Consider the following 21,808-nt stretch of genomic DNA (forward strand, 5'->3'; position numbering starts at 1 on the left):
ATGTGCGAACCGACCACCATCCTCATGGGCGTGGGCCTCGCTGCCGGCGCCTACGGCAGCTACCAGCAGGCGCAGGGGCAAAAGGCCCTGGCGGGCTACAACGCCCAGGTCGCGGCGAACAACGCCACGCTGTCCGAGTACGCTGCGCAGGACGCCACGCGCCGCGGCGAGGAAGAGGTGGCGGCCATCCGACGCAACGCCGACATGCTCAAGGGGAGCCAGCGCGCCAGTATGGCCGCGCGCGGCCTTGACCTGGCAGAAGGCACGGCGGCCGAGTTACAGGACCAGACGGACTTCTTCGCTCTGACCGACACCAACACCGCGCGCAACAACGCCCGGAGGGAGGCGTGGTCGATCCGCAATCAGGGCGCGAACTACACCGGTGAGGCGAACATGCAGCGCGCGACCGCGCGCAGCATCAATCCGCTGATGGCCGCCGGCACCACGCTGTTGACCGGGGCCGGGCAGGTGGCCAGCCGGTGGTATCAAAAGTGAGGGCACATGGCGACCGTCCCCGTATCCCGAGGCCCGCAGGTCCGCACCGAAGCCCTGCAGATCGTGCCGCAGCAGGCAGTTCGCAGCGACGCGGCGTTCGGCGGTGTCCAGGGCCGTCAGCTTGAGGCGCTGGGAAGTGGCGCCCTGCAGGCAGGCATAGGCCTCGATCGGCTGCAGGAGAAGCGGGCCCTCGAAAAGGCCTTCGACGTCGAGAACAAGATCGCCGAGGAGTTCAAGCTCTTCGAGGAGCAGACCCTGCCCAATCGCCAGGGCGAGAAGGCCGCCGGCTACCGGGCCGAGGTTGAAGACTGGTGGACGAAGGCGGCGCAAACCTACGGCGACCAGCTTGACGACCGAACGAAGAAGGCGGTGAGCCGCAGTCTGTCGCGCATGCGCCTGCAGGCCACCGGCCGCGCGGGGACGTTCGAGGTCGAGCAGGCTGACCGGGTCGGACAGGTGGCCTTCGAAGCCATGGCCGCGCGTGAAGCCCGAGACGCTGCGGGCTTCGGCATCGCTGGTAACGACGGTGAACTGAACACGTCGATCAAGAAGATCACCGATGCCACGCGCGAGTATCTGGTGCGCAAGGGCTTGCCATCGGAGGCGATCGACGAGGCGATCCGCACAAACGTGGGCAAGGTCCACGCCGACGTGGTGGTGGGCCTGATGCAGGCCGACCCCAAGCGCGCGAAGCAGTATTTCGAGCGCCCTGGCGTGGCCGAGAGTTTCACCCGCTCGCAGCGCGCAGAGATCGGCGCACGCTTGGCTCAGACCGTGGACGCCGAGGAGGGCGCAGGCGGCGCGCGCGACGTGTTCCGCGCCACGATGAAGGACAAGGCCTACTACGACGCGGTGCCCTACGACCAGATCGACGCGGACCTGGTGAAGCGCTTCGACGGCAAGCCCGACGCGCTCAAAGCCGCCCGGCAGGAACTTGACCGCGCGGTCACGTTGTGGAATCGCCGCCAGACCGAGGAACAGGCCGCCGGCATCCAGGGTGCCTATGACCTGCTGAACAATGGGCGCAGCATGCGCCAGATTCAGGCCTCGCCCGCTTGGCAACGCATGACGCCGCAGCAGCGCGACCAATTTTCCGAGCAGCAGACCAACCGGTGGCGCGCCGCGCAGGCGCACCAGATCGCCGACCGCGAGCGTGCTGAGCGCGCTGAGGAGCAGCGAACCGCCGATGCTGCGATCCTGTACTCCGACCCCAACACGCTCGCGCGCCTCTCGCGCAATGAGGTGCTGGCCCTGCGCCCGGCACTGGGCGAGAAGAACTATGCCAAGGTCGCCAAGGCCTGGCAGGACTACCAGGGGGACCAGGCCAAGCTGTCACGGGCTACCTTCGACAACGACATGTTCAACGAGGTGCTGCTGTCGGCTGGGTACGACCCCAAGCCAGGCACCAAGAACAAGGCTGGTGCTGCCGTGGTGGTCCGCGCGCGCGACGCGATCGACAACGCTATCGCGGCCGAGCAGAAGAGCAAGCAGCGCGAGCTGACCAACCAAGAGAAGCGCGCCGTCGCTCAAGGGGTGGTGAGCGCTCGCGTGACCATCGATCGCCCGTGGCTGCCTGACCGGGAGGTCGGACTAATCGAGGCGGACCCGACCGAGGTCGCGGAGCGCGGATACATCAATGTCGGGCCCAACAACAACGTGCAGCTGCGCGTCTCCGACGTGCCCGCGCAGGACTTCGCCGACATGAAGCGCTTCCTCCGCGAGCGTGGCCACCCCAGCGACGACATCACCGTCATGCGGCGGTGGTACGAGTACCGGCAGCAAAAGGCGAAGTGATGGGCACCATCTACGACGAACTGACCGCACAACCTCAGCCCCAGCAACCCAACGCCGCCCCCTCGCTCTACGACAGCCTCGTCGAGCAGGACCGCCAGGAGCGTGCGGTGCGCGGCTCGCTGACGGCTACGGCCAACACGACGCCCGAGCGCGCCGCCCAACTCAACTACTTGTCGCAGGTGACGGGCATGCCGCGCGCGGTCGTGGAGACCGACGAGGGCGCAGCGAAGTCAGTGGCTCAGCTCCGCGAGATCTGGGAGGCCTCGGCCGATTCCCCGGTGCTGCGCGCGAAGCTGGCAAACCCCTCCTTCACCGAGATGGCGAAGGACGACGTGGGCGTGTTGTCCCAGATCGAGCGTGGAGTCCAGGCGACGACCCGCTACCTCATGGGCGCTGACGGGCGCGGCGGTCTGCAGGGCGACCTGAAGGCGGGCTTTCACCGGAGCAGCGCGGCGAGCGCGGGCGCCTTTCGCGCGGTGGCTGAAACGCTCGCGGTGCCGTTCGACTTCCTCGAAGAGTTCACCAGCATCGGCGGCAACCCACTGCGCCGCCTGGCTGAGGGGTTCGACAGCATCGCCCAGGGGCAGACGGCCATCGCAGATCGCACCACCAGCGGCGTGTTCGGCGTCTCGTCCGGGGTGCAGTCCTTCGTGCAGAACAGCAAGTACCTGCCGCTGGCGGCTGCGGGCCCCCCAGGCATGGCAGCAGCCCTCACCGGCATGGTGGCCGAGTCGTTCGGATCGTCCTACCAGACCGCGCGCGACCGAGGCGTGTCGCAGCTTTCGTCGTTCGTCTACGGCGCGTCCGACGCGGCCATTGAGTACGCCACCGAGCGGCTGCCTTTGCAGCGCCTGATCGGGGACCTCGCGGTCGACACCGGCTTCGTGCGCATGTTGGGCCGCCAGATCGCCCTGGAAGTGCCAGGTGAGCAGATCGCCACCGTACTGCAGGACATGAACGAGTGGGCGGTGCTCAACCCCGAGCGCTCGTTTCGTGACTACCTGGCCGACCGACCCAGCGCCGCGGCCGAGACGCTGATCGCCACAGTCATCGGCGTTGGCGGCAATGTGGCCCTCACGAAGGGCATCGACACCGCGCTCAACGGCTACCTGCAGGACCAGCTCGCGCAGACCGAAGCCGGCCAGCAGGCCATCGCGGTGCAGCGGCTCCTGGCCACCGCCGCGCAGTCCAAGCTGCGCGAGCGCGACCCGGCGCAGTTCCGGGAAACCATGGCCGAGATGGCGCGGCAAGCCGGAACGGAGTCGGTCTACATCGACGCCGCGGTGCTCAACCAGATGCCGCCCGAGGTGCTGCGGCAGATACCCGGCCTGGCCGAGCAACTCGCCGATGCCCTGGCCACGAACAGCGCGGTTGAGATCAAGCTGGCGGATGTGCTCACCGCGGTGCCAGGCACCGGCCTGGAGCAGGCGGTGGTTAACAGCGTGCGCATGTCGCCCGATGCACTCACCGCCACCGAGGCCCAGGCCGCCGCGCTGGAGGCCCAGGGCCTAATCCAGCAGGAGGCGGCTCGGGTCATGCAGCAGGCCACGGACGCCGTACAGGCCGAGGCCGTCGCCGATACTGTGAAGCAAACCATCCTCGGCGAACTCAATGCGGCCGGGCGGTTTGGCACCGAGGTGAACGACGCCTACGCCACGCTGGTGCGCGACTTCTACGCCGTGCTGGGCCAGCGCCTGGGCATCAATGCGCTGCAGGCCTACCAGCGCTACCCGCTGCGTGTGGCAGGCCAGAGTCAGGCACCGGCATCGGCTGTGCTGGAACAGCCCTCCCTGCCGCCCAGTGCGCAGGAAATCGATGCCGTGATGGGAATCCCCATGTCGGACGTGATGGCCCAGGCCGTCGCGGCGGTGGGCGAGGCGGCATTCCAGCAGCGCGTGCAGGATCGAGCGGCGGCTGGCCAGGATCCGCAGGCCGCCGCCGCTGAAGTCGCGCGGGAGATCGTTGCCCTGCAACGCCGAGCCCAGTCGCCGGTGGTGCGCGAGAGCGAGCTGTTGCGAGACATCCTTGATGACGACACCCTGGCGGCGGTGCAGCAGGCCCTGGGCTCGTACTCGAAGGCACGGGCGACGGACAGCCTGAGCGCGGAGGAGGTCGCGCAGGCGCGCGAGATCCTGACGCCCATGCTGGAGGCGGCAACCGAGGCGAAACCTGCCTTCGACCAGGCGGTGCGCGAAATCAACGAGGGGTTCGGCAACCAGCCGCTGCTGGGCAAGGTCAAGGGATTCGATCGCGCCGCGGTGAAGCTCATGCGCGACACCGTCGAGGTCTACGGGGAGCCACAGCCGGACCAGATTCGCGACCTACTGCGCGCCACCATCGTGGTGAATAGCCCGGACCAGGTGGCCGAGGCGATCGATGCCGTGGCGCAGCGCTTTGAGGTGGTGCGGGTGAAGAATCGCTTCACGGACCCGCTTCCGACTGGCTATCGGGACGCGCTCATCAACGTGCGCACCGAGGAAGGGGTAGAAGCGGAGATCCAGGTCAACGTGCCGGAAATGCTGGTCGCGAAGGACAGCGGGCACAAGCTCTACGAGATGTCGCGCTCCCTGCCCGAAGGAGACGCGCGGCGCGGCGAGCTGGAGGCGCTGCAGGCCGCGATTTACGCGGCGGCTTTCGAGGTTTCGGCCTTGCGGGCAGCGAACGCGCGGGACTTGGCCGCCACGGCGATGAACCCGGATTCGGACATAGGGGCGCCGGAGCGGGGTCCTTCGGGAGCCATGCGGGGGAGCGGCACGAGCGAGGCACCGTCGTCGGATGCCTTGAACCAGGACCCGTCCGGGAACCGGACGAATTCATCGCCAGAGAAGTCGGCGACGAACTTGCTGCCTGGGGGGAAGGAGTCGGGGAATTTCATCGAAACACCTCCTGGGAACGCTTCCATTCTAACCCTCGGGGAAACCCTTGAACAGCGAGCACGGGGGACGTTCCACCCCGGCAAATTGCTGATCACGCTCAACGACAACGCCGATCTGTCCACGTTCCTGCACGAGACAGGGCACTTCTTCTGGGAGGTGATGGCCGACGTCGCAGCCATGCCCGACGCCCCGGCCGACGTGGTGGCTGACATGCAGACGGTGCTGGAGTGGTTCGGGGTTCCTGACCTACCGACCTGGCGATCCATGACGCTGGAGCAAAAACGCCCGCACCACGAGCGCTTTGCCGAGTCGTTCGAACAGTACCTGTTGGAAGGCCGGGCACCCAGCCGCGACCTTCGTGCGGTTTTTCGCAAGTTCCGCAACTTCCTGGTGCGGGTGTATCGCTCCCTGCAACAGTTCGCCGAGGGCCGCGACCTGCGTCTGAGCGACGACGTGCGCAGCGTGATGGATCGAATGCTGGCCGTGGACGAGCAGATCGCCGAGGCCCACGCCCTGGCGCGCATGTCGCCCGACCAACAGGCCACCGACGAGGCCATCGAGAAGCTGCAGGCGCGCAGCCTGCGCGACATGAAGTGGGCGACGAATGCTCGATCCAAGGCCATCAGCAAGATGCAGGCGAAGGCCCGAAGCCTGCGCAAGGGCATCGAGGCCGAGGCCCGGGCGGAGGTCGGCGAGCAACCCGTTTACCGAGCAATGCAATGGCTGCGCCAGGACACGAAGCTCAGCATCGACGGCCTGGAGTCGCTCTACATGGGCGATGGCGACCGGTACGCGCTGCTGGACTGGAAGCCGCTCACCGACCGCCGCATGGCCGGCAAGGAGGGCGTGCACCCCGATGTCGCGGCCGACATGTTCGGCTTCGAGAGCGGGGACGCCCTCGTGCGCGCCATCTTGCAGGCCCGGCCCATGAGCGCGGTGGTCCAGGACCTCACCGACCAACGCATGCTGGAGCGCTACGGCGATCTGGTGGATGAGCGCGCGGTGGAGGAGGCGGCCATCGAGGCAGTGCACAACGAGGCGCGCGCGCGGGCGCTGGCGACCGAACTCGCCGCCCAGCGCGATCTGTCGAACAACCGGCGCAGCACCGGGCAGCTCGACGCTGGCGGCCGGTTCATGACGGTCAACGCGACGCTGGAGGCTGCGCGGCAGTTCGCGGTGGACCTTGCGGGGCGCAAGCGCATTGCCGACCTCAAGTCGGCCGCGTTCTCGCACCTACAGGCAGAGCGCCGCGCCGCGAAGGAATGGACGCGCGCCACCGCAGCCGGCGACACCATGGCAGCGGTGCAGGCCAAGCAGGACCAACTGCTCAACCACGAGGTGTACCGGGCCCTGCAGGAGGCAGAGGACCAGGTCCAGAAGGCCGAAGACCTGTTCCGCCGGGTGCTTCGGGGAACGCCCGAGCGCCTGGTGGATCGCGGGTATGACCCTGACGTGGTGGCCGCCACCCGCTCGATCCTCGCTGCCTACGGTCTCGCGCCGCGCATCGGGAAGTCGGCGGTGGAGTACCTGGAGACAGTCGAGCGAAACGACCCGGAGATGTATGCCGTCCTGAAGGGCCCGGTCGAGGCCACGCTGGCCAATGCCAAGCCCTACGACCAGCTCACCGTGGACGAGCTCGACGCCCTGGTGGCCGAGATCGAAGCCATGCAGCAGCTCGCGCGCCGCTCCCGCCAGATGGAGGTGGACGGCAATCTCATGGACCTGAAAGATGCCACCGACCGAATCGTCGGCCGACTGGAGGCCGTTGGTGTCCCGAAGGAGGTTCCTGGCGAGCGCAGCGCCATCACCAAGGAGGAGGAGCGCAAGAGCTGGCTGCAGAGCGCGCGAGCCATCACCCGGCGCATGGAGCAGTGGGCCGAGGCCATGGACGGCGGGCGCGGTGCCTTCACGAAGCTGGTGTACGGCCCGGTGAAGGCGGCGGCTGACCGCTACCGCGCCGACCGCGTCAAGTTCCGCAAGCAGTACCAGGTGCTGGTCAACCAGGTGGCGCCCGCGCTGCGCAAGGGCGAGGTCGCCGCGCCGGAGCTGGGTTACACCTTCGGGCGCGGGCACAACGGGATCGGCCACGCCGAGCTGCTGCACGCCATCCTGCACACCGGCAACGAGAGCAACAAGCGCAAGCTGCTGCTGGGCCGCCGGTGGGCGATAGAGAACCCAGACGGCACGCTGGACACCTCGCGCTGGGACGCTTTCATCGAGCGCATGCACCGCGACGGCGTGCTGCGCAAGGCGCACTACGACTTCGCACAGGGCGTGTGGGATCTGCTGGAATCGATCAAGCCCATCGCGCAGAAGGCGCACCGCGACGTGTTCGGCCGCTACTTCGACGAGATCACCGCCAACGCGATCGACACCCCGTTCGGCGCCTACCGCGGCGGCTACGCGCCAGCCCAGGCCGATCCGCGCATCGTCACCGACGCCGCGCTGCGCCGGCTGGCCGAGATGGAGAACGAGAACATGGCTTTCTCCTTCCCCTCGACGAGTCGGGGCTTCACGAAGGGGCGGGTGGAATACAACCGCCCGCTGATCCTGGACCTGCGCACCATCGGCCAGCACATCGACAAGGTGCTGCTGTTCAGCCACATGGAGCCCGCGGTGCGTGACGTCAACCGCCTGCTGCGCGACAAAGGCGTGAGCAACAAGCTGTCCAAGATCGATCCGGCGGCCTACGAGGGCGCGCTCATCCCCTGGCTCAACCGCTCCGCGCGGCAGCAGGTGGAAACGCCGATCGCAGGCGACGGGCGAATCTCCCGGGTGCTGTCGGCCATGCGCAACCGCGCAGGGATGGCGCTGATGTTCGCCAACGTCTCGAACACGGCCCAGCAGATCACGGGCTTTGCGACCGCGGCCATTAAGGTTCGGCCTCGCCTGCTGCTGCAGGCCGCCGCGCAGTACGTCGCCAACCCGAAGAAGACGGCGGAGTTCGTTGCCGAGCACTCGATCGCCATGCGCGACCGCATGCAGAACGAGATCGCGGCCATCAACGACGCGATGAACGACATCCTGCTGAACCCATCGACCTACGAGAAGGCGCAGGCCTGGTCTCAGCGCCACGCCTACTTCCTGCAGGCGGCGGTGGACAACGTCATGTCGCCGATCGTGTGGATGGGCGCCTACAACCAGGCGCTGGAGGCTGGTGAACCAGAGGCCGACGCGATCAAGGCGGGTGACGCCGCGGTGCGCCAGACCCAGGGCAGCACGCTGCCCGAGGACGTGAGCCGCATCGAGACCGGCCCGGCACCCCTGCGCATGTTCACGCAGTTCGTCAGCTACTTCAACATGCTGGCCAACACCAACGGCGCGGAGTTGACCAAGATCGCGCGCGACGTGGGCCTCAAGCGTGGCGCTGGCAAGGCGCTGTACGTGGTGACCATGGGCATGCTGGTGCCGATGTGGGTCGCGGAGGCCATCGCCATCGCGTTTCGCGGCGGGCCCGAGGATGACGATGAAGACGGGTGGTATCTCGATGACTGGATCGCCGCCGTGATCGGCATGGGCACGATCAAGGGCAGCCTCGCCATGGTGCCGTTCGTGGGCCAGGCCGTGAACGCCGGCTTCGCGCGCTTCAACGGCAACCCGATCGACGACCGCATCAGCTTGTCGCCAGCGGTGAGCCTGCTGGAAAGCTCGGTCGGCGCGCCGCACTCGGTCTACAAGGCCCTGGCGGAGGACGGTAGCGCGCGCACGGCGGTGCGCGATGTGGCAAGCGCCATCAGCTTGGCAACTGGCCTTCCACTCTACGCTGCAGCGCGCCCGCTGGGCTACCTCGCTGGCGTAGCCGATGACCGCGTCGCGCCGACCGATGGCCTCGACCTCGCGCGAGGCCTGCTGACCGGGGCTGTGAGTCCGGAGAGCCGGCAGTAGGGCGTGCGCTTATCCGCAGGTGGGCCTTTGAGAATTTGCCCACCTGCAGGAGCACCCCTCAATGACCATCCCCGTCAGCCCACGCCGCGCGGGCCCGTACGCCGGCACGGGCTCGCAGATCGCCTTCGGGTTCAGCTTCAAGGTCTTCGACGAGACGGACCTGCGAGTGGTCGAACTCGATGTCCCCACGAGCGTGGAGACCGAGCCGACCCTGAATGCCGACTACACCGTCGCGCTCAACCCGGACCAGGAAAGCACGCCCGGCGGAACGGTGAACTACCTGGTCGCGCCGGCTGCCACGAAGAAGGTCACCATCGTCGGCGACCTCTCGTACGAACAGCCGTCTGATCTTCCAGACGGCGGTGCCTACCGCGCGCAGCAGGTCGAGAACGCGCTCGATCGCATCGTGATCCTGCTGCAGCAGATCAAGGAGATCACCGACCGGTGCGCACAGGTGCCCGTGTCGTCTACGGATGCCGAAGCGCTCTTCGAGAGCATCAACATCCTTGCAGCGAACCTGGCCACGCTGCAGACCGTCGTGGCGAACATCAGCGACTTGGTCACGCTGGCCGACGAAATCGCGGACGTGAACACGTTGGCCGCGATCAGCGCCCAGATTCAAACCTTGGCGATCATTGCCGCTCAGATCGTGACGGTCGCGACCATCGCAGACGAGGTCATCGAGGTCGACTCAATTTCAGCCGACGTGCAAACCGTGGCCGCGAACATGGCCTCCATCCTCGCCGCCGTGGCCGATTTGCCTGCCCTGGCCGCGAAAGCCAACAGTGGGGCAAACAACGACATCACGAGCCTATCTGGTCTGACCACGGCGTTGTCGACCGCGCAGGGCGGCACAGGCTCTGCCACCGGTCCCGTGCTGCGCGGGCACATTTCCGGGCTGCAAATGTCCACGGCCGGCTCGTCTTCGACGATGAGCATTTCGGCGGGCCAGGCGACCGACTCGACAGCAGTTGCTCTTCTCACCCTGGCGGCCAGCATTGCCAAGACCACCGGCGCATGGGCGGCAGGCACCACAAACGGCGGCCTGGACACCGGCAGCATCGCAAACAACACCTGGTATCACTTCCACTTGATTCGCCGGCCCGATACCGGGGTGGTCGATGTGCTGTTCTCGCTGTCCCCCACGGCTCCAACCCTGCCGACGAACTACACACAGTTCCGCCGCATCGGGTCTGGGCGAACGAACGGCAGTGCGCAGTGGGTGCGCTTTTTCCAAACCGGCGATCAATTCCTCTGGGACAACCTCGGCGCGTTGGACTTCAGCGGCACCTCGTCGACCGTCGCGGCGCTTGTCACGCTGTCTGTGCCAACCGGGTTGAAGGTGAAAGCAATTTTGAATGTGCACGACGGCAACGACGCAGCCGGCTCCATCCACTACGTCTCTGACCCTGACACAACAGATGTCGCTCCGTCAGCCTCAGCGTGGCCGCTCGGCGTAACTGGCGCGCCTCTTAACGCAACCTCCGCGCGCGGTCAGATCATGGTTACGACGGACACGTCAGCGCGGGTTCGCCAGAGAAACACACGATCCGATGGCGGCATTCGCATAGCGACGCTCGGGTGGATTGACCAGCGCGGAAGGGACGCATGATGGAAATCGCCAAGTACTACCTGAACGAAACCGAAGAAGACATCTTCCCCCTTGGTGGGTCAGCGCCCATCATGCCGTTTCAGCACGTCACCCTACCCGCCGGGGTGTACATGATGCACGGCGAGGTGTACGACTGCACCCGTCCCGGTTTGTACCGGTTCAAGCACGAGACGGAGGCGTTCTTTCGCAACCGTATCGTCGCCGGCTCTCCGGCAAACCTGCATGCCATTGTCTCGGCCTTCTGCTGGAACCAGATTCACGGGACAGGCCATGAGGTGATCGGCAACCTTCAGCCGGTGAGCGATGCCGGGCGGATGTTCGTCTGGCGCATGCGCTGTGGGTACGCGGGCAACTACATGGCCTGGCTGCTGCCGCAGTTCGGCTTCTCGGTTCGTCAAGTCGGGGTGTCCACTCTCGGCCCGAAGAACGGGTATGACGACGGCCACCAGGTGCTGGAGGTTTTCCACGGCGGCAAGTGGGTGATGTTCGACCTCACCAATGGACGCTATTGGCTTGACTCAAACGGCGTGCAGATGAGCGCTGCCGAGTTCATCGTCGCCATTGCCGGTGGCGCACCGATGCCGGCACACGTGAAGCTCGACGGCAAGCAAAGGCGCTGGGACCACGAGGCTGTCCTCGGTGGCACGCTGGACATGGGCCTCTACGGTGAGCTGTGCATCGGCACCGACGCCCAAATGGGTGCTTGGTTTCGCCGCATTTACCAGAAGGTGGACGCGTGAAGCTCGCCTTCATCCACGCCGACCCAGCGGAGCACTTCAGCGCGCGGCTGACGAAGCTGTTCACGGGCTCGACGGCCTACCACTGCGGGTTTGTGGACGAGGCCGCGGGCACCATGTTCGACATGCACCTGCTGCCGCGCAAATGCGACTGGCCGCGCTACGCCGCGCCGAAGTGGGTGGTGCTGTACGAGGTGCCTGGCCTCACGCGCGAGGCCTGCGAGGGCTACCTGCAGCGCGACTCCATCCACACCTACGGCTGGATGGACTACCTGTTGTTCGCCCTGCGCCCGCTCTACCACCTGGTGGGCAAGAGCACGCGCAACGTGGGCGGCCTGATCTGCAGCGAGATGTGCGCGCTGTGGCTGCGAAACGTGGGCTTCAACGCCCCATTCGATCCGGTGCCCAGCCCGGCCGACCTTGAACGCTGGGCCGCCGAGAGCCTGCACCGCCACGACTGAGGGCCACATGACCGAACCTGTCACCACAACCGCCGCCGCGGCCCTCGCGGCAACTACCACGGCCACCACCGCAGCGGCGGGCATGACGGCGGCGATGCTGGGCGCGGATCCGCTGCCCTGGGCGATCGGCGCTGCCGGCGCGGCCATCGCTTTCCTTCTGCGCGCGCCATCGGGCGCGAAGGCCGCCATCGCCAACGGCGCCATCAGTGTGCTGTTCGGCGGCCTGGGCGCGCCCTTCGCCGCGCGCGTGATCGCCCACCAGTTCGGCGATGTCTACGCCAACGACTTGGTGCTGGCGGCGGTCCTCTCGATCGCCTGGCCCTGGCTGGTGCCCATCGTCTGGGGCTGGTTTCGCAAGTCGGCCGACGCCATGCCGGTGCCGAAATCAGGAGGCCAATGATGGACGCGCTCCTCACCTGGATCACCACCACGGCCACCGGCCGCGATGTCGCCCGCTTGGTGCTGCTGCTGCTAGGCCTTGGCATGTGGGTCAACCTGCTGCTGCTCTCGGCCTATGTCAAGCGCCAGGCCGTTCCGCTGCACGTGATGGTGCTGGTGGTCGTCGGCGGCGCTGCGGGAATGGGAACCGCGCACGCTGGCTTCGTCGGCAACCTACCTGCCGGCGCCGTGTGCCTCGCCTTCGCCGCGGCCTGCCTCATCGGCCTGCTGCTGTCCGTGGTTGGCACGCCGCGCAGCATGAGCCAGCGCTACTGCACGCCAATCGATCGCGCGCGGTGGTGGGCGCAGAACGTCGCCGGCCCGGCACGCTACACGTGGGAGCGCACCAGCGACTGGATGGGCCTGGAAACACCGCGCGAGCGCGGCAAAGGAAAGGACCGGCGATGAGCATCGATCCCCTCTGGCTCGCCGAGGCGCGCCGCTACCTCGGCGTGCGCGAGATCCCCGGCGTCAACCACCACCCGCTGATCCTGGCCATGTGGAAGGCCATCAAGCGCGGTGGCATCCGCGACGACGAGACGCCCTGGTGCGCGGCTTTCGTGGGCTTCTGCCTGGAGAACGTCGGCATCGTCTCCAGCCGCTTCGAGTCGGCCCGGTCTTACCTCGAATGGGGGCGCCCGCTCGACAAGCCCGTTCCGGGCTGCATCACAGTCCTGGGCCGCACCGGCGGCGGCCATGTGGCGTTCGGTGCCGGCGTGGACCGACACGGCGACCTGCTGTTGCTCGGCGGAAACCAGGGTAACTCCGTGAGCATCGCCGCATTTCCCCGCTCCCGCGTGCTCGGCTACCGCTGGCCGCTGGCCGTGCCCCTGCCAGACCATGACTTGGTGATGGGCGAGGCGCCGGCCACGGTGGGGGAAGCGTGAAGCTCAGTGCCTGGCTGCTGCTCGGGTTCGCCGCCATCGCTGGGCTGCAGTCCTGGCGCCTGGCGAACGAGCAGCGCGCCCATGCCGACACCCGCAACGAGCACGCCCAGGTACATGCCGATTGGCAGCGGGAGGCGCGCCGCGCCACCGAGGCTGCCCGAGCCGAAGAACGACGCCGCACCGCAGAGGTGCAGAAAGCCGCAGATGAAGCCGACCAAGCCCGCCTTGTGGCTGAGGGCCACGCTGTTGACGCTCGCGCTGCTGCTGAGCGCCTGCGGGGGCAGCTTGCCACCCTTGCCGCCCGCCTCCGTAGCGCCCCCCAGCACCCCGCCACTGCCGTCGCAGGCGCGGGTGTCGAAGGTGCCGACGCCCTCGATCTGCTCACAGGGATGCTCGCAAGGCATAGCGGAGAGCTTGTCCAAGTCGGCGAGTTCGCTGACCGGCTCCGAATCGCCGGCCAGACCTGCGAGCGCTCCTACGACGCGCTAAGCCCCTGACCCGGTTGTCTCCTCGCGCGGTGGTGAAGCCACTACACCATCGGATGCCGCGCGTTCGCCCCCTCTGCCTTTGGGTGGAGGGGGAAATTTTTCCCGGAGGCGTAGACGCGTGTTCGCTTCGATCGCTACGAGTTGCGGCGAGCAATTACGGGGTGGTCTTGAGGAATCCCTTCAGGTCGTCGACGACCCGCGAAACGGCGACCTGATAGTCGCGCAGTGCGGCGACGATGTTGAGGTGGGTGACTACGTTCGGTTCTTTGAGGCCGATGCCCCACTCAAACTTGAAATCTGACCGCGGAGGGTCGCCGCTTAGGTCGCCGAACAACTCCATGCCCACCGCTATCGGGATCGTGCCGTCGTGGTCTCCTTTCAGCACGAAACGAAACATCGTGTTCTCCCCCATTCTCTCCAGTAGTTTTGGGGGCATATTCGGAGCTGATTTCATGCTGTTCCACATGAACTGTCCGATGTCTGTTCCATGTGTCGTCGAGCCTACGGTGAGCAGCGTGCGATGCTTCTCTGTGCGGTTCAGCTCATGCAGTTGCCAGATTGCGTCATTGCCTCCCTTGTACGGCTTGACCGCGTCGAACGCAGCGAGAACGGCGGGCGACACTCCGGGAAGCTTGCGAGCTCTGTTCTTGAGGTAGTCAGCTGCGTTGTCGGCGACGGGAAAGTAGATCTTCGATGGGCTTGTGGGATTGCCGTTCGTCTCGCTGCAACAGATGTGCCACGCGACGTGATCCAGTGCGGTGACCATGCATTGAATTGCATCTCCAACAACCGCTGCCAGCATGGGCGGCGATGGATCGATGTGCGATACGTAGTAGACGATGCCTGTATCTGTGGCATCGCGTTTTGTTGATACCCGAATGGGGTCGGTATTGAAGAACTCACCGATGCGCCGTTGGAGTTCGTCGATGTGGGCGGATGCGCGATCCAGCTTGAGATTGATCTGATCTAGGCGTTCTTGAGCGGTAGGCATTAGGTCTCCTCCAGTTGTTTTCAGAACGGCGCGCGCGAGCGCAGGACCTCGACCGGTCCGGGCCCACGGTAGACCTCCTCACCGGTGGCCATCACTGTGACCACACACCAGGCGCCTGCCTGGCTCACCTGGTAGGCCTCTGGCGCCAGGGGCAGGATCCGCTCCTCGAACATCACAGGCGGCGGCCCGGGCACGCGCATTAGGGTGGGATGCTCCATGGGGGTATTCTGGGGCCCATGTGCAACCGCTATGGCACCCCGCGCATCGCCGAGATCGAGCGCTTCTGGCACATCGGCGGCCCGAAGGACGAAAACCGCTGGTGGGAGGGCGGCGACGTCTTCCCGCGCCAGCCGGGGCCCTTCATCCGCCGCGCGCGTCACGACCCCGGCTACAGCCGCGAGGTGGTGGTGGGGCGCTGGGGCCTCGTCCCGTGGTTCGTGAAAGACCTGCAGGACTTCAAGGCGTCCACGAACAACGCGCGCAGCGAGGAAGTGGCAGCCAAGGCCAGCTTCAAGCAGCCATGGGCTCGCGGACAGCGCTGCATCATCCCGGCTACCACCTTCGACGAACCAAACTGGGAGAGCGGCAAAAACGTCTGGTGGCGCTTTCGCCGCGCCGACGGCGACCTCTGGGGCCTGGCCGGCCTGTGGAACGTCTGGCGCGACCCCAAGACGGGCGAGGAGGTCGAGAGCTACACGATGCTCACCATCAACGCCGACGCGCACCCGCTCATGTCGCGCATGCACAAGCCCGACCCGAAGCTGGACCCGGATAAGCAGGACAAACGCAGCGTGATCCCGATCGAGTTAGCCGACGTGGACCAGTGGCTGCAGGGCACGATACAGGAGGCGAGTGCCCTGCTAAAGCTGGCGCCAGTTGAGACTTTTGACGCTGGTCCAGCCTGATGTAACCGCCAAGTGGCTGCGCGCAAAGACTGTATGTTTGTACAGTATATCTATGCGCGTCGTCGTCGAGTTCACTCACCAGAATGGCAGGAAACGGTCCCGCGGGCGGTCTTCCGAGCCGCTGGTGGGCGAGCTGCGGACACACGAGATGCGCACGCCTGGTGGCAGCTACAAGGTGGCCACCCTTCAGGCTGACAACGTCACCCATGGACCGCTGGTCGAGCTCTACGACGTCAAGCTCTTCTGCGTCTCCCCACAGGGCATGCACCTGCGTGGCATGGAGCGCATAGGTCCTGCGGGCGAGGAGCGCTTCGTGCTGCAAGGGTGGCTGGTGACCGATGCCCGTGACCATTGGACTAGGCGCCAGTTGGAGCCGTCCGCAGGGCTGAAATCTTTGGAATAGCCCCAAGTTGTCCCCAGGGAAAAGTCCTGGCCGAGCGCCCGCTTTTGGAATATCAAATCAGGCTGTCGCTCGCGCCGTTGCTGACTTTTGGTGTGGGCCTGTCACGCCGGGGGTCGCGGGTTCGAGCCCCGTCCACTCCGCCAGACACATCAACGGGTTACGTGAGAAATCGCGTAGCCCGTTTTCATTTCCTGGCCCATCAGCGCGCCTGGCGCCGGTCGATCGATCGGCTCGCCCCGGCGCACTCACGCATCAGAACGGCGGGCCCGGCCTCGCGGCCACTCTCGGCGCAGCCTAGCCCTCACGGGGCTGGGCAAGATGGTGAATGCTGGGCCTGCACGCCACTCGTGACATCCGGGACCCGGATTCTCGGGTGCGCGGCCTGCGGCGCAGTCTTCACCGCGTTGTCACCATTGATCCACCTGTGAGGGGTCAGATTCGACCGTTCAAGCGGAATCATCCCACTGGCCGAATTGAGTGTTTTACGTGTCTGGATTACTGTTTCTTCCAGACGAACTCTTTGGGCAGTCCGCTCAGTTGGCGGGGGTCCCACGGTATCAGGGAGTAGCTGGGAACGTGTCGACCATTTGCAATGGGCATTGCTATTGGATGGCCAGATGCACTCTTTCTTTTTTAAAGGTGCTGTTATGAATATTTGTCAATCAAGCTTTTTTAAGCTGTTGCTAAGTGGTATTTTGACGCTTGTCGCGTTGTTCGGTGCGAGTTCGGCAATGGCGTACACCGGTATCTGGACGTCGGCCGCGATCGAGGGTGGGTCCTTTGTCGCTCAGCCGGGTGATTTCATCCGTTATGGCGTGACTGATATCCCGGATTGTTCAACTCAAGCGTGTACGGGTAATTGGTCCTTCAAGGGATTCACCAGTGCGACGACGGTGTACTGCAACAATACTTGGTGGGGGGGGGATCCCTATCCCAATAGGGCAAAGAACTGTGAAAGACTGTCCCTGTTTGGCGTCTCGGGACAGACGGGGGTTAGTTATCAGCTGAAATATGTTGCTCCGGAAGGTAATACCAACCTTTCTTCCACGGTGTCCAACAGTAACTCGGGCTGTGCGGCGTTGGCCATGGCCGGCGTGCCATGTGATACTGCATACTTCATAGGATGGACGAGCAATTCGAGTGCATTTTCGAAGACTGCAACTCTTAATGGTTCGATGACCTGTTCAATTGCATCTTTTGGGGGTGACCCAGTGTGGGGTACCGCGAAAAATTGCTTCTTCCCGAAATAGAGAAATGGGCTAAACGAAGTCTCATGAATTCGGTTGGGGGAGGCTGAAAATTTGGGCCGGTCGTGCCTCAGGGCTATCGACCGGCCGACTCCATGTTTGCGCAAAAAATGCGCCTGCCGACCTATCGGAAAGGTCTGTCATTGTCCGCCGCTGAATTGCGGGGACGTCCTCTTCTTCCTCTCTGGAATAGAAAATAAGGGCAGGAATAGCTCACCTGCCCAGATTCTCAGCGGATCGAATTGCACGTCTCCCTGGCTGGCAGGCTATTTCTCATGGCGGTTCCCAAGGAAGCGCAGCTCGATAAGCGGAAACCTGCTGTGGCAGGGAGGGCCGCTGCGAACGTGTCGACGGGGCCCATGAGCGTCTCCCAAACTATGCAGAGAGCCGCGAGAGGCCGGCGACTATGGCTCATACGTGGGGTCGGCGTATTAGGTGCCTTGCGCTGGCCCCTACGGGGCGTTCATCATGCCGGGCTTCTCTGTAACAGAACGACTCGAAATCCGGGGATAGGGTCAGTTGCATCGACGTGGATGCGGTGGTTGGCGATGGCGACCAGCGTCGCAGTCTTCACCGCCTTGCCACCATTGGTCCACCTATGAGGGGGCGAAATTCGACCGTTCAGGCGGAATCAGCCAACTGGCCGAATGAATTGTCTGGACGGTTGTATTAACGTCTCTCCCAGGCTGGTACATGGGGATGCCTTCCGTAATAGGTCGGCAATCTGCCGCAGGAGGGAGGGATTACCGGGAACGTGTCGACCATTTCAATCGGTCTTGCCGGTGGATGGCCAGATGCACTCTTTTATTCTCTGTTTAAAGGTGCTCACATGGATATCTGTCAATCAAGGTTGCTTAAGCTCATTTTCAGTTGCTTTCTGACGCTCTCTGCGTTGTGGGGGGCTGGTTCTGCCATGGCATACAGCGGAAGCTGGGCTTCGGTTGCGATCGAAGGCGGGTCGTTCAGCTATTCCCCAGGGGATTTTATTCGTTATGGGGTAACCGATATACCGGATTGTGGAGACACTTCCTGCGGCGGCAAGTGGACCTTCAAGGCATTCACCACGTCGGGATCGTCGGGTTGCAATAACACGGCGTTTGGGGGTGATCCTTACCCCAATCGCGCAAAAAACTGTGAGAAGTTGACATGGCTCTCTGGTTTTGGGCACGGGAGTGTGGGGGCGCCATTCAAGGTTGTGGCCGTGGAGAACAGTTCGACTCTGCTTAAAGACACGGTTGTGAATGGCAATTCTGGCTGCAGCACGGCTGGCTATCTTGCATGCAATACCGTGTTTTATATGGGTTGGTCGGGCGGAAGTAGTATGATGGGCGACACGAGCCAGACTCTCAACAATACGCAGAAGTGCAACAACTCGACTTTTGGGGATCCAGCAGGTGGCTATCTCAAGTGGTGTTTCTTCCCTAAATGAAGGCATGCGCGCCAAGGGGTGGCTGGATGTTCGGCCGCCCCTTGGTCTCGTCTCAATCCTTGACCCAGTTCGGCTCATCAGTTCCCACGCGGCCGATGAGCCGATGTCGCCTTTTCTGATGCAGGAAGACGGCGATGCCTACCCGAGGCCATTCATTCGACGTCTTTTCATCTGGGCCTGTGGCGGGGCGCATTGGCCGCACCGATCGTCATTGACCCGTCTCGGCGTTGCCGGTCGTGGGGCGGCCGCCCAATTCCCCATCCTCGCTCCCTGGCGGAGCGGGTTGGTTGTCATAAAAAGCGATTGAGGATGCGTCGGGACAATCGGTCCAGCGCGAAGCGGTCGGCGACGAGGAACTGCAGGCCATTGCCGTCCTGGATCAACAGACGCTTCCCGTCGAGCCGGCGGATGTCGTCCTCGGCCTTGAGCACCAGTTGCGCGGGGCCGCGCTCGGTTTCCACCGTCCAGGTGCTGGGCGTGGCGTAGCCCGAGACGCCCAGGATGCGCTGGATGCGGGGCATGAACTCGCGCGGCGCCAGTTCTTCCTCGATCAGCGCGCGCGTCGCGGCGTCGAGTGCCGACAGGCGCTGAATCCACACCCGTTCGTGCCCGTCGCTGCCCACCAGCGACAGGCCCTCGTCGGGCGCGGCCAGGGGGAAGGCGCGCACGGGCATCACGCCGGCGTGCACCTGCCCATCGGCGGTGGTGAGCTGCAGCGGGCCTTGCGGGTCTCGGCGCAGTGTCCAGTCGATCGTCGTCATGCTGATCTCCGCGTTCAGTCGGTGCCTGCCGTGGCGCCATGCGCCGTGGGGTTGGCGTTGGGTGGCGCGAGGCTCGGCTCGTCTTCCGCGTCCACGTTGCGCAACTGCGCCATGTAGAGCCGCCAGTAGGCGCCCTCGCGCGCCATCAGCTCGTCGTGAGGGCCCACCTCCACCACCTCACCGCGGTCCATCACCACCAGCCGGTCGGCGCGGCGCAATGTGGACAGGCGGTGGGCGATGGCGATGGTGGTGCGCCCCGCCACGAGGTTGTCGAGCGCTTTCTGGATCTCCTTCTCGGTCTCGGTGTCCACGCTGGAGGTGGCCTCGTCGAGGATGAGGATGCGCGGGTCGATCAGCAGCGCGCGCGCGATGGAGATGCGCTGGCGCTCGCCGCCCGACAGGCCCTGGCCGCGCTCGCCCACCAGCGAGTCGTAGCCGTGCGGCAGGCGCAGGATGAACTCGTGCGCGTGCGCGGCGCGCGCGGCGGCCACGATCTCGGCGCGTGTGGCGTCCGGTTTGCCGTAGGCGATGTTCTCGGCGATGGTGCCGAAGAACAGAAAGGGTTCCTGGAGCACCAGGCCGATGTGGCGTCGGTAGTCGGCCACGGCGAACTGGCGCACGTCGGTGCCGTCGACGCGGATGCTGCCGCCGCTGACGTCGTAGAAGCGGCAGATGAGGTTGACCAGCGTGCTCTTGCCCGAGCCGCTGTGGCCCACCAGGCCGATCATCTCGCCGGGCCGGATGTCCAGGTTCATGCCGCGGATGACCGAGCGGTTGCCGTAGCGGAAGTGCACGTCGTTCAGTGAGATGCCGCCCTCGATGCGCGGGCGGCTCACGGGCTGCGCGGGCTCCGGCACGTTGGAGACGTGGTCGAGGATGTCGAAGATGCGCTTGGCGCCGGCGGCGGCCTTCTGCGTGACCGAGACGATGCGGCTCATGGAGTCGAGCCGGCTGTAGAAGCGGCCGATGTAGGCCAGGAAGGCGGTGAGCACGCCCACCGTGATGTCGCCGCGCGAGACCTGCCAGATGCCGAAGGCCCAGACCACCAGCAGGCCGAGTTCGGTGAGCAGCGTGACCGTGGGCGTGAACAGCGACCAGGTCTTGTTCAGCTTGTCGTTGACCTCCAGGTTGTGGCGGTTGGCCTCGCGAAAGCGGGCGGCTTCGCGCTTTTCCTGCGCGAAGGCCTTCACCACGCGGATGCCGGGGATGGTGTCTGCCAAGACGTTGGTCACGTCCGACCAGACGCGGTCAATCTTCTCGAAGCCGGTGCGCAGGCGGTCGCGCACGAGGTGGATCATCCAGGCAATGAAAGGCAGGGGCAGCAGCGTCACCAGCGCCAGCCAGGGGTTGATGCTGAAGAGGATGACCGCGGTCATCAGGATCATCAGCACGTCGGTGGCGAAGTCCAGGGCGTGCAAGGAGAGGAACACGCAGATGCGGTCGGTTTCCGAGCCGATGCGGGCCATCAGGTCTCCGGTGCGTTTGCCGCCGAAGTACTCGAGCGAGAGCGCCAGCAGGTGTTCAAAGGTGGTGGTGCGCAGGTCGGCGCCGATGCGCTCGGACACCAGCGAGAGCACATAGGTGCGCGCCCAGCCCAGGCCCCAGGCCGTCAGCGCCGCCAGCAGCAGGCCGCCGAGCAGCATGGCCACCTGCCAGGGATCGATGCGCTGGCCGTTCTGAAAGGGGATCAGCACCTCGTCCATGAGCGGCATGGTCAGGTAGGGCGGCACCAGCGTGGCGGCCGTGGCGGCCAGCGTCAGGCCAAAACCCAGGGCCAATTGCGCGCGGTACGGTTTGGCGAATCGTCCGAGCCGCAATAGCACCCAGGTGGACGGCGACCGGTGCAATTCCGGGGTGTCGATTAATTCGTCGCCAATCGGCGACAACTCGCTTTCGTGATTTGGCGACAGCGGTATTGCGTTGGTCGATGATGGGGCGGGTTTTTGCACCGCATCATTTAATCCAGCACGGTTGCGAAGGGCTTGCAGGCGGTCGAATTCTGCAATGAACCGCAGCGCGCGTGTGTTGTGCGTCGCAGTAAAACGCCAAATAGCCAGCCGCTGTTGGGCGCCGTGCACACTGAGCTGCGCGAGGCCTGCATGGTCGTTGTGCTTCAAGCACAATACGCCACCCAGGGACCACTCACGCCAGCCGGCATCGGCCCCGCCGGGCTCCCAGCTCAACAGCCGTTGGGTGGTCAGCACCAGCAAGCCGGCAGAAAAATTCAATTGCGAATCGAGGTCAAGCTGCAGCCAACTTGAAACCTGCTCGTTGTCCAGCAAGCGCGCCCGCAGACCGTCTTGAAACGGTGACGGCAAGGCACTGAACGGCGACGTAAGTTCGGGTAAAGGTGAATTCATTAGAAGTGGACCCATCCGGAAAATGACCGGCGCCCGCGG

General features: G+C 65.2%; 18 protein-coding genes. 14 read left to right on the plus strand and 4 right to left on the minus strand.

Annotated elements, in window-relative coordinates:
* The 10 genes from SOM08_RS06220 to SOM08_RS22475 all read left to right on the plus strand — a co-directional run bounded on the left by SOM08_RS06220 (position 1) and on the right by SOM08_RS22475 (position 13,682).
* Positions 1-495, plus strand: a complete 495-nt coding sequence (locus SOM08_RS06220) for a hypothetical protein (RefSeq protein ID WP_322470296.1) — start codon at positions 1-3, stop codon at positions 493-495.
* A gap of 6 nt (positions 496-501) precedes the next feature.
* Positions 502-2,289, plus strand: coding sequence for a hypothetical protein (locus SOM08_RS06225; RefSeq protein WP_322470297.1), 1,788 nt, complete (start codon positions 502-504; stop codon positions 2,287-2,289).
* Positions 2,289-9,050: a hypothetical protein gene (locus tag SOM08_RS06230; protein ID WP_322470298.1), complete on the plus strand. Its 6,762-nt coding sequence runs from the start codon at positions 2,289-2,291 to the stop codon at positions 9,048-9,050. The genes SOM08_RS06225 and SOM08_RS06230 overlap by 1 nt, the downstream gene beginning before the upstream one ends.
* 61 nt (positions 9,051-9,111) lie before the next feature.
* The gene (locus SOM08_RS06235) at positions 9,112-10,662 is read left to right on the plus strand and encodes a hypothetical protein (RefSeq protein WP_322470299.1); all 1,551 of its coding nucleotides are present in this window, start codon (positions 9,112-9,114) and stop codon (positions 10,660-10,662) included.
* A complete protein-coding gene (locus SOM08_RS06240; protein WP_322470300.1) occupies positions 10,659-11,402 on the plus strand; it encodes a hypothetical protein in 744 nt (247 codons plus the stop codon). Before SOM08_RS06235 ends, SOM08_RS06240 begins: the two co-directional genes overlap by 4 nt.
* Positions 11,399-11,860 carry a hypothetical protein gene (locus SOM08_RS06245; RefSeq protein ID WP_322470301.1) on the plus strand — a complete coding sequence of 154 codons (462 nt, stop codon included), beginning with the start codon at positions 11,399-11,401 and terminating at the stop codon, positions 11,858-11,860. Before SOM08_RS06240 ends, SOM08_RS06245 begins: the two co-directional genes overlap by 4 nt.
* Positions 11,861-11,867: 7 nt before the next feature.
* Positions 11,868-12,260: a hypothetical protein gene (locus SOM08_RS06250; RefSeq protein ID WP_322470302.1), complete on the plus strand. Its 393-nt coding sequence runs from the start codon at positions 11,868-11,870 to the stop codon at positions 12,258-12,260.
* Positions 12,260-12,706 (plus strand): hypothetical protein, encoded by a 447-nt coding sequence (locus SOM08_RS06255; RefSeq protein ID WP_322470303.1) that lies wholly within the window; start codon positions 12,260-12,262, stop codon positions 12,704-12,706. Before SOM08_RS06250 ends, SOM08_RS06255 begins: the two co-directional genes overlap by 1 nt.
* A complete protein-coding gene (locus SOM08_RS06260) occupies positions 12,703-13,185 on the plus strand; it encodes a TIGR02594 family protein (protein ID WP_322470304.1) in 483 nt (160 codons plus the stop codon). Before SOM08_RS06255 ends, SOM08_RS06260 begins: the two co-directional genes overlap by 4 nt.
* Positions 13,182-13,682, plus strand: a complete 501-nt coding sequence (locus SOM08_RS22475; protein ID WP_416186999.1) for a DUF2514 family protein — start codon at positions 13,182-13,184, stop codon at positions 13,680-13,682. The genes SOM08_RS06260 and SOM08_RS22475 overlap by 4 nt, the downstream gene beginning before the upstream one ends.
* 145 nt (positions 13,683-13,827) lie before the next feature.
* Here SOM08_RS22475 and SOM08_RS06270 read toward each other — a convergent pair whose 3' ends face one another.
* Entirely contained in the window at positions 13,828-14,664 is an 837-nt protein-coding gene (locus tag SOM08_RS06270; protein WP_322470306.1) for a hypothetical protein, read from the minus strand.
* A gap of 20 nt (positions 14,665-14,684) precedes the next feature.
* Positions 14,685-14,882 carry a hypothetical protein gene (locus SOM08_RS06275; protein WP_322470307.1) on the minus strand — a complete coding sequence of 66 codons (198 nt, stop codon included), beginning with the start codon at positions 14,880-14,882 and terminating at the stop codon, positions 14,685-14,687.
* 18 nt (positions 14,883-14,900) lie between these two features.
* Here SOM08_RS06275 and SOM08_RS06280 point away from each other — a divergent pair, with 18 nt between their 5' ends.
* The 4 genes from SOM08_RS06280 to SOM08_RS06295 all read left to right on the plus strand — a co-directional run bounded on the left by SOM08_RS06280 (position 14,901) and on the right by SOM08_RS06295 (position 18,648).
* Entirely contained in the window at positions 14,901-15,569 is a 669-nt protein-coding gene (locus SOM08_RS06280; protein ID WP_322470308.1) for an SOS response-associated peptidase, read from the plus strand.
* 52 nt (positions 15,570-15,621) lie between these two features.
* The gene (locus SOM08_RS06285) at positions 15,622-15,972 is read left to right on the plus strand and encodes a hypothetical protein (protein WP_322470309.1); all 351 of its coding nucleotides are present in this window, start codon (positions 15,622-15,624) and stop codon (positions 15,970-15,972) included.
* A 617-nt stretch (positions 15,973-16,589) separates the two neighbouring features.
* Complete coding sequence (locus tag SOM08_RS06290) at positions 16,590-17,222, plus strand: hypothetical protein (protein ID WP_322470310.1); 633 nt, start codon at positions 16,590-16,592, stop codon at positions 17,220-17,222.
* Positions 17,223-17,973: 751 nt separating this feature from the next.
* Positions 17,974-18,648, plus strand: coding sequence for a hypothetical protein (locus tag SOM08_RS06295; protein WP_322470311.1), 675 nt, complete (start codon positions 17,974-17,976; stop codon positions 18,646-18,648).
* A 290-nt stretch (positions 18,649-18,938) separates the two neighbouring features.
* Here SOM08_RS06295 and SOM08_RS06300 read toward each other — a convergent pair whose 3' ends face one another.
* Positions 18,939-19,409, minus strand: a complete 471-nt coding sequence (locus SOM08_RS06300) for a DUF1854 domain-containing protein (protein WP_322470312.1) — start codon at positions 19,407-19,409, stop codon at positions 18,939-18,941.
* Positions 19,410-19,423: 14 nt separating this feature from the next.
* Positions 19,424-21,769 (minus strand): ABC transporter ATP-binding protein, encoded by a 2,346-nt coding sequence (locus tag SOM08_RS06305; RefSeq protein ID WP_322470313.1) that lies wholly within the window; start codon positions 21,767-21,769, stop codon positions 19,424-19,426.
* Between the last annotated feature and the right edge of the window lie 39 nt (positions 21,770-21,808).

Source organism: Hydrogenophaga sp. SNF1 (assembly GCF_034421675.1).
GTDB lineage: Bacteria > Pseudomonadota > Gammaproteobacteria > Burkholderiales > Burkholderiaceae_C > Hydrogenophaga > Hydrogenophaga borbori.

Coding starts and splice junctions, on each gene's coding strand:
- SOM08_RS06230 (WP_322470298.1), top strand. CDS start 2,289: ATGGGCACCATCTACGACGAACTGACCGCACAACCTCAGCCCCAGCAA.
- SOM08_RS06305 (WP_322470313.1), bottom strand. CDS start 21,769: ATGAATTCACCTTTACCCGAACTTACGTCGCCGTTCAGTGCCTTGCCG.
- SOM08_RS06250 (WP_322470302.1), top strand. CDS start 11,868: ATGACCGAACCTGTCACCACAACCGCCGCCGCGGCCCTCGCGGCAACT.
- SOM08_RS06235 (WP_322470299.1), top strand. CDS start 9,112: ATGACCATCCCCGTCAGCCCACGCCGCGCGGGCCCGTACGCCGGCACG.
- SOM08_RS06290 (WP_322470310.1), top strand. CDS start 16,590: ATGCACTCTTTCTTTTTTAAAGGTGCTGTTATGAATATTTGTCAATCA.
- SOM08_RS06280 (WP_322470308.1), top strand. CDS start 14,901: ATGTGCAACCGCTATGGCACCCCGCGCATCGCCGAGATCGAGCGCTTC.
- SOM08_RS06225 (WP_322470297.1), top strand. CDS start 502: ATGGCGACCGTCCCCGTATCCCGAGGCCCGCAGGTCCGCACCGAAGCC.
- SOM08_RS06255 (WP_322470303.1), top strand. CDS start 12,260: ATGGACGCGCTCCTCACCTGGATCACCACCACGGCCACCGGCCGCGAT.
- SOM08_RS06270 (WP_322470306.1), bottom strand. CDS start 14,664: ATGCCTACCGCTCAAGAACGCCTAGATCAGATCAATCTCAAGCTGGAT.
- SOM08_RS06275 (WP_322470307.1), bottom strand. CDS start 14,882: ATGGAGCATCCCACCCTAATGCGCGTGCCCGGGCCGCCGCCTGTGATG.
- SOM08_RS06285 (WP_322470309.1), top strand. CDS start 15,622: ATGCGCGTCGTCGTCGAGTTCACTCACCAGAATGGCAGGAAACGGTCC.
- SOM08_RS06260 (WP_322470304.1), top strand. CDS start 12,703: ATGAGCATCGATCCCCTCTGGCTCGCCGAGGCGCGCCGCTACCTCGGC.
- SOM08_RS06240 (WP_322470300.1), top strand. CDS start 10,659: ATGATGGAAATCGCCAAGTACTACCTGAACGAAACCGAAGAAGACATC.
- SOM08_RS06300 (WP_322470312.1), bottom strand. CDS start 19,409: ATGACGACGATCGACTGGACACTGCGCCGAGACCCGCAAGGCCCGCTG.
- SOM08_RS06220 (WP_322470296.1), top strand. CDS start 1: ATGTGCGAACCGACCACCATCCTCATGGGCGTGGGCCTCGCTGCCGGC.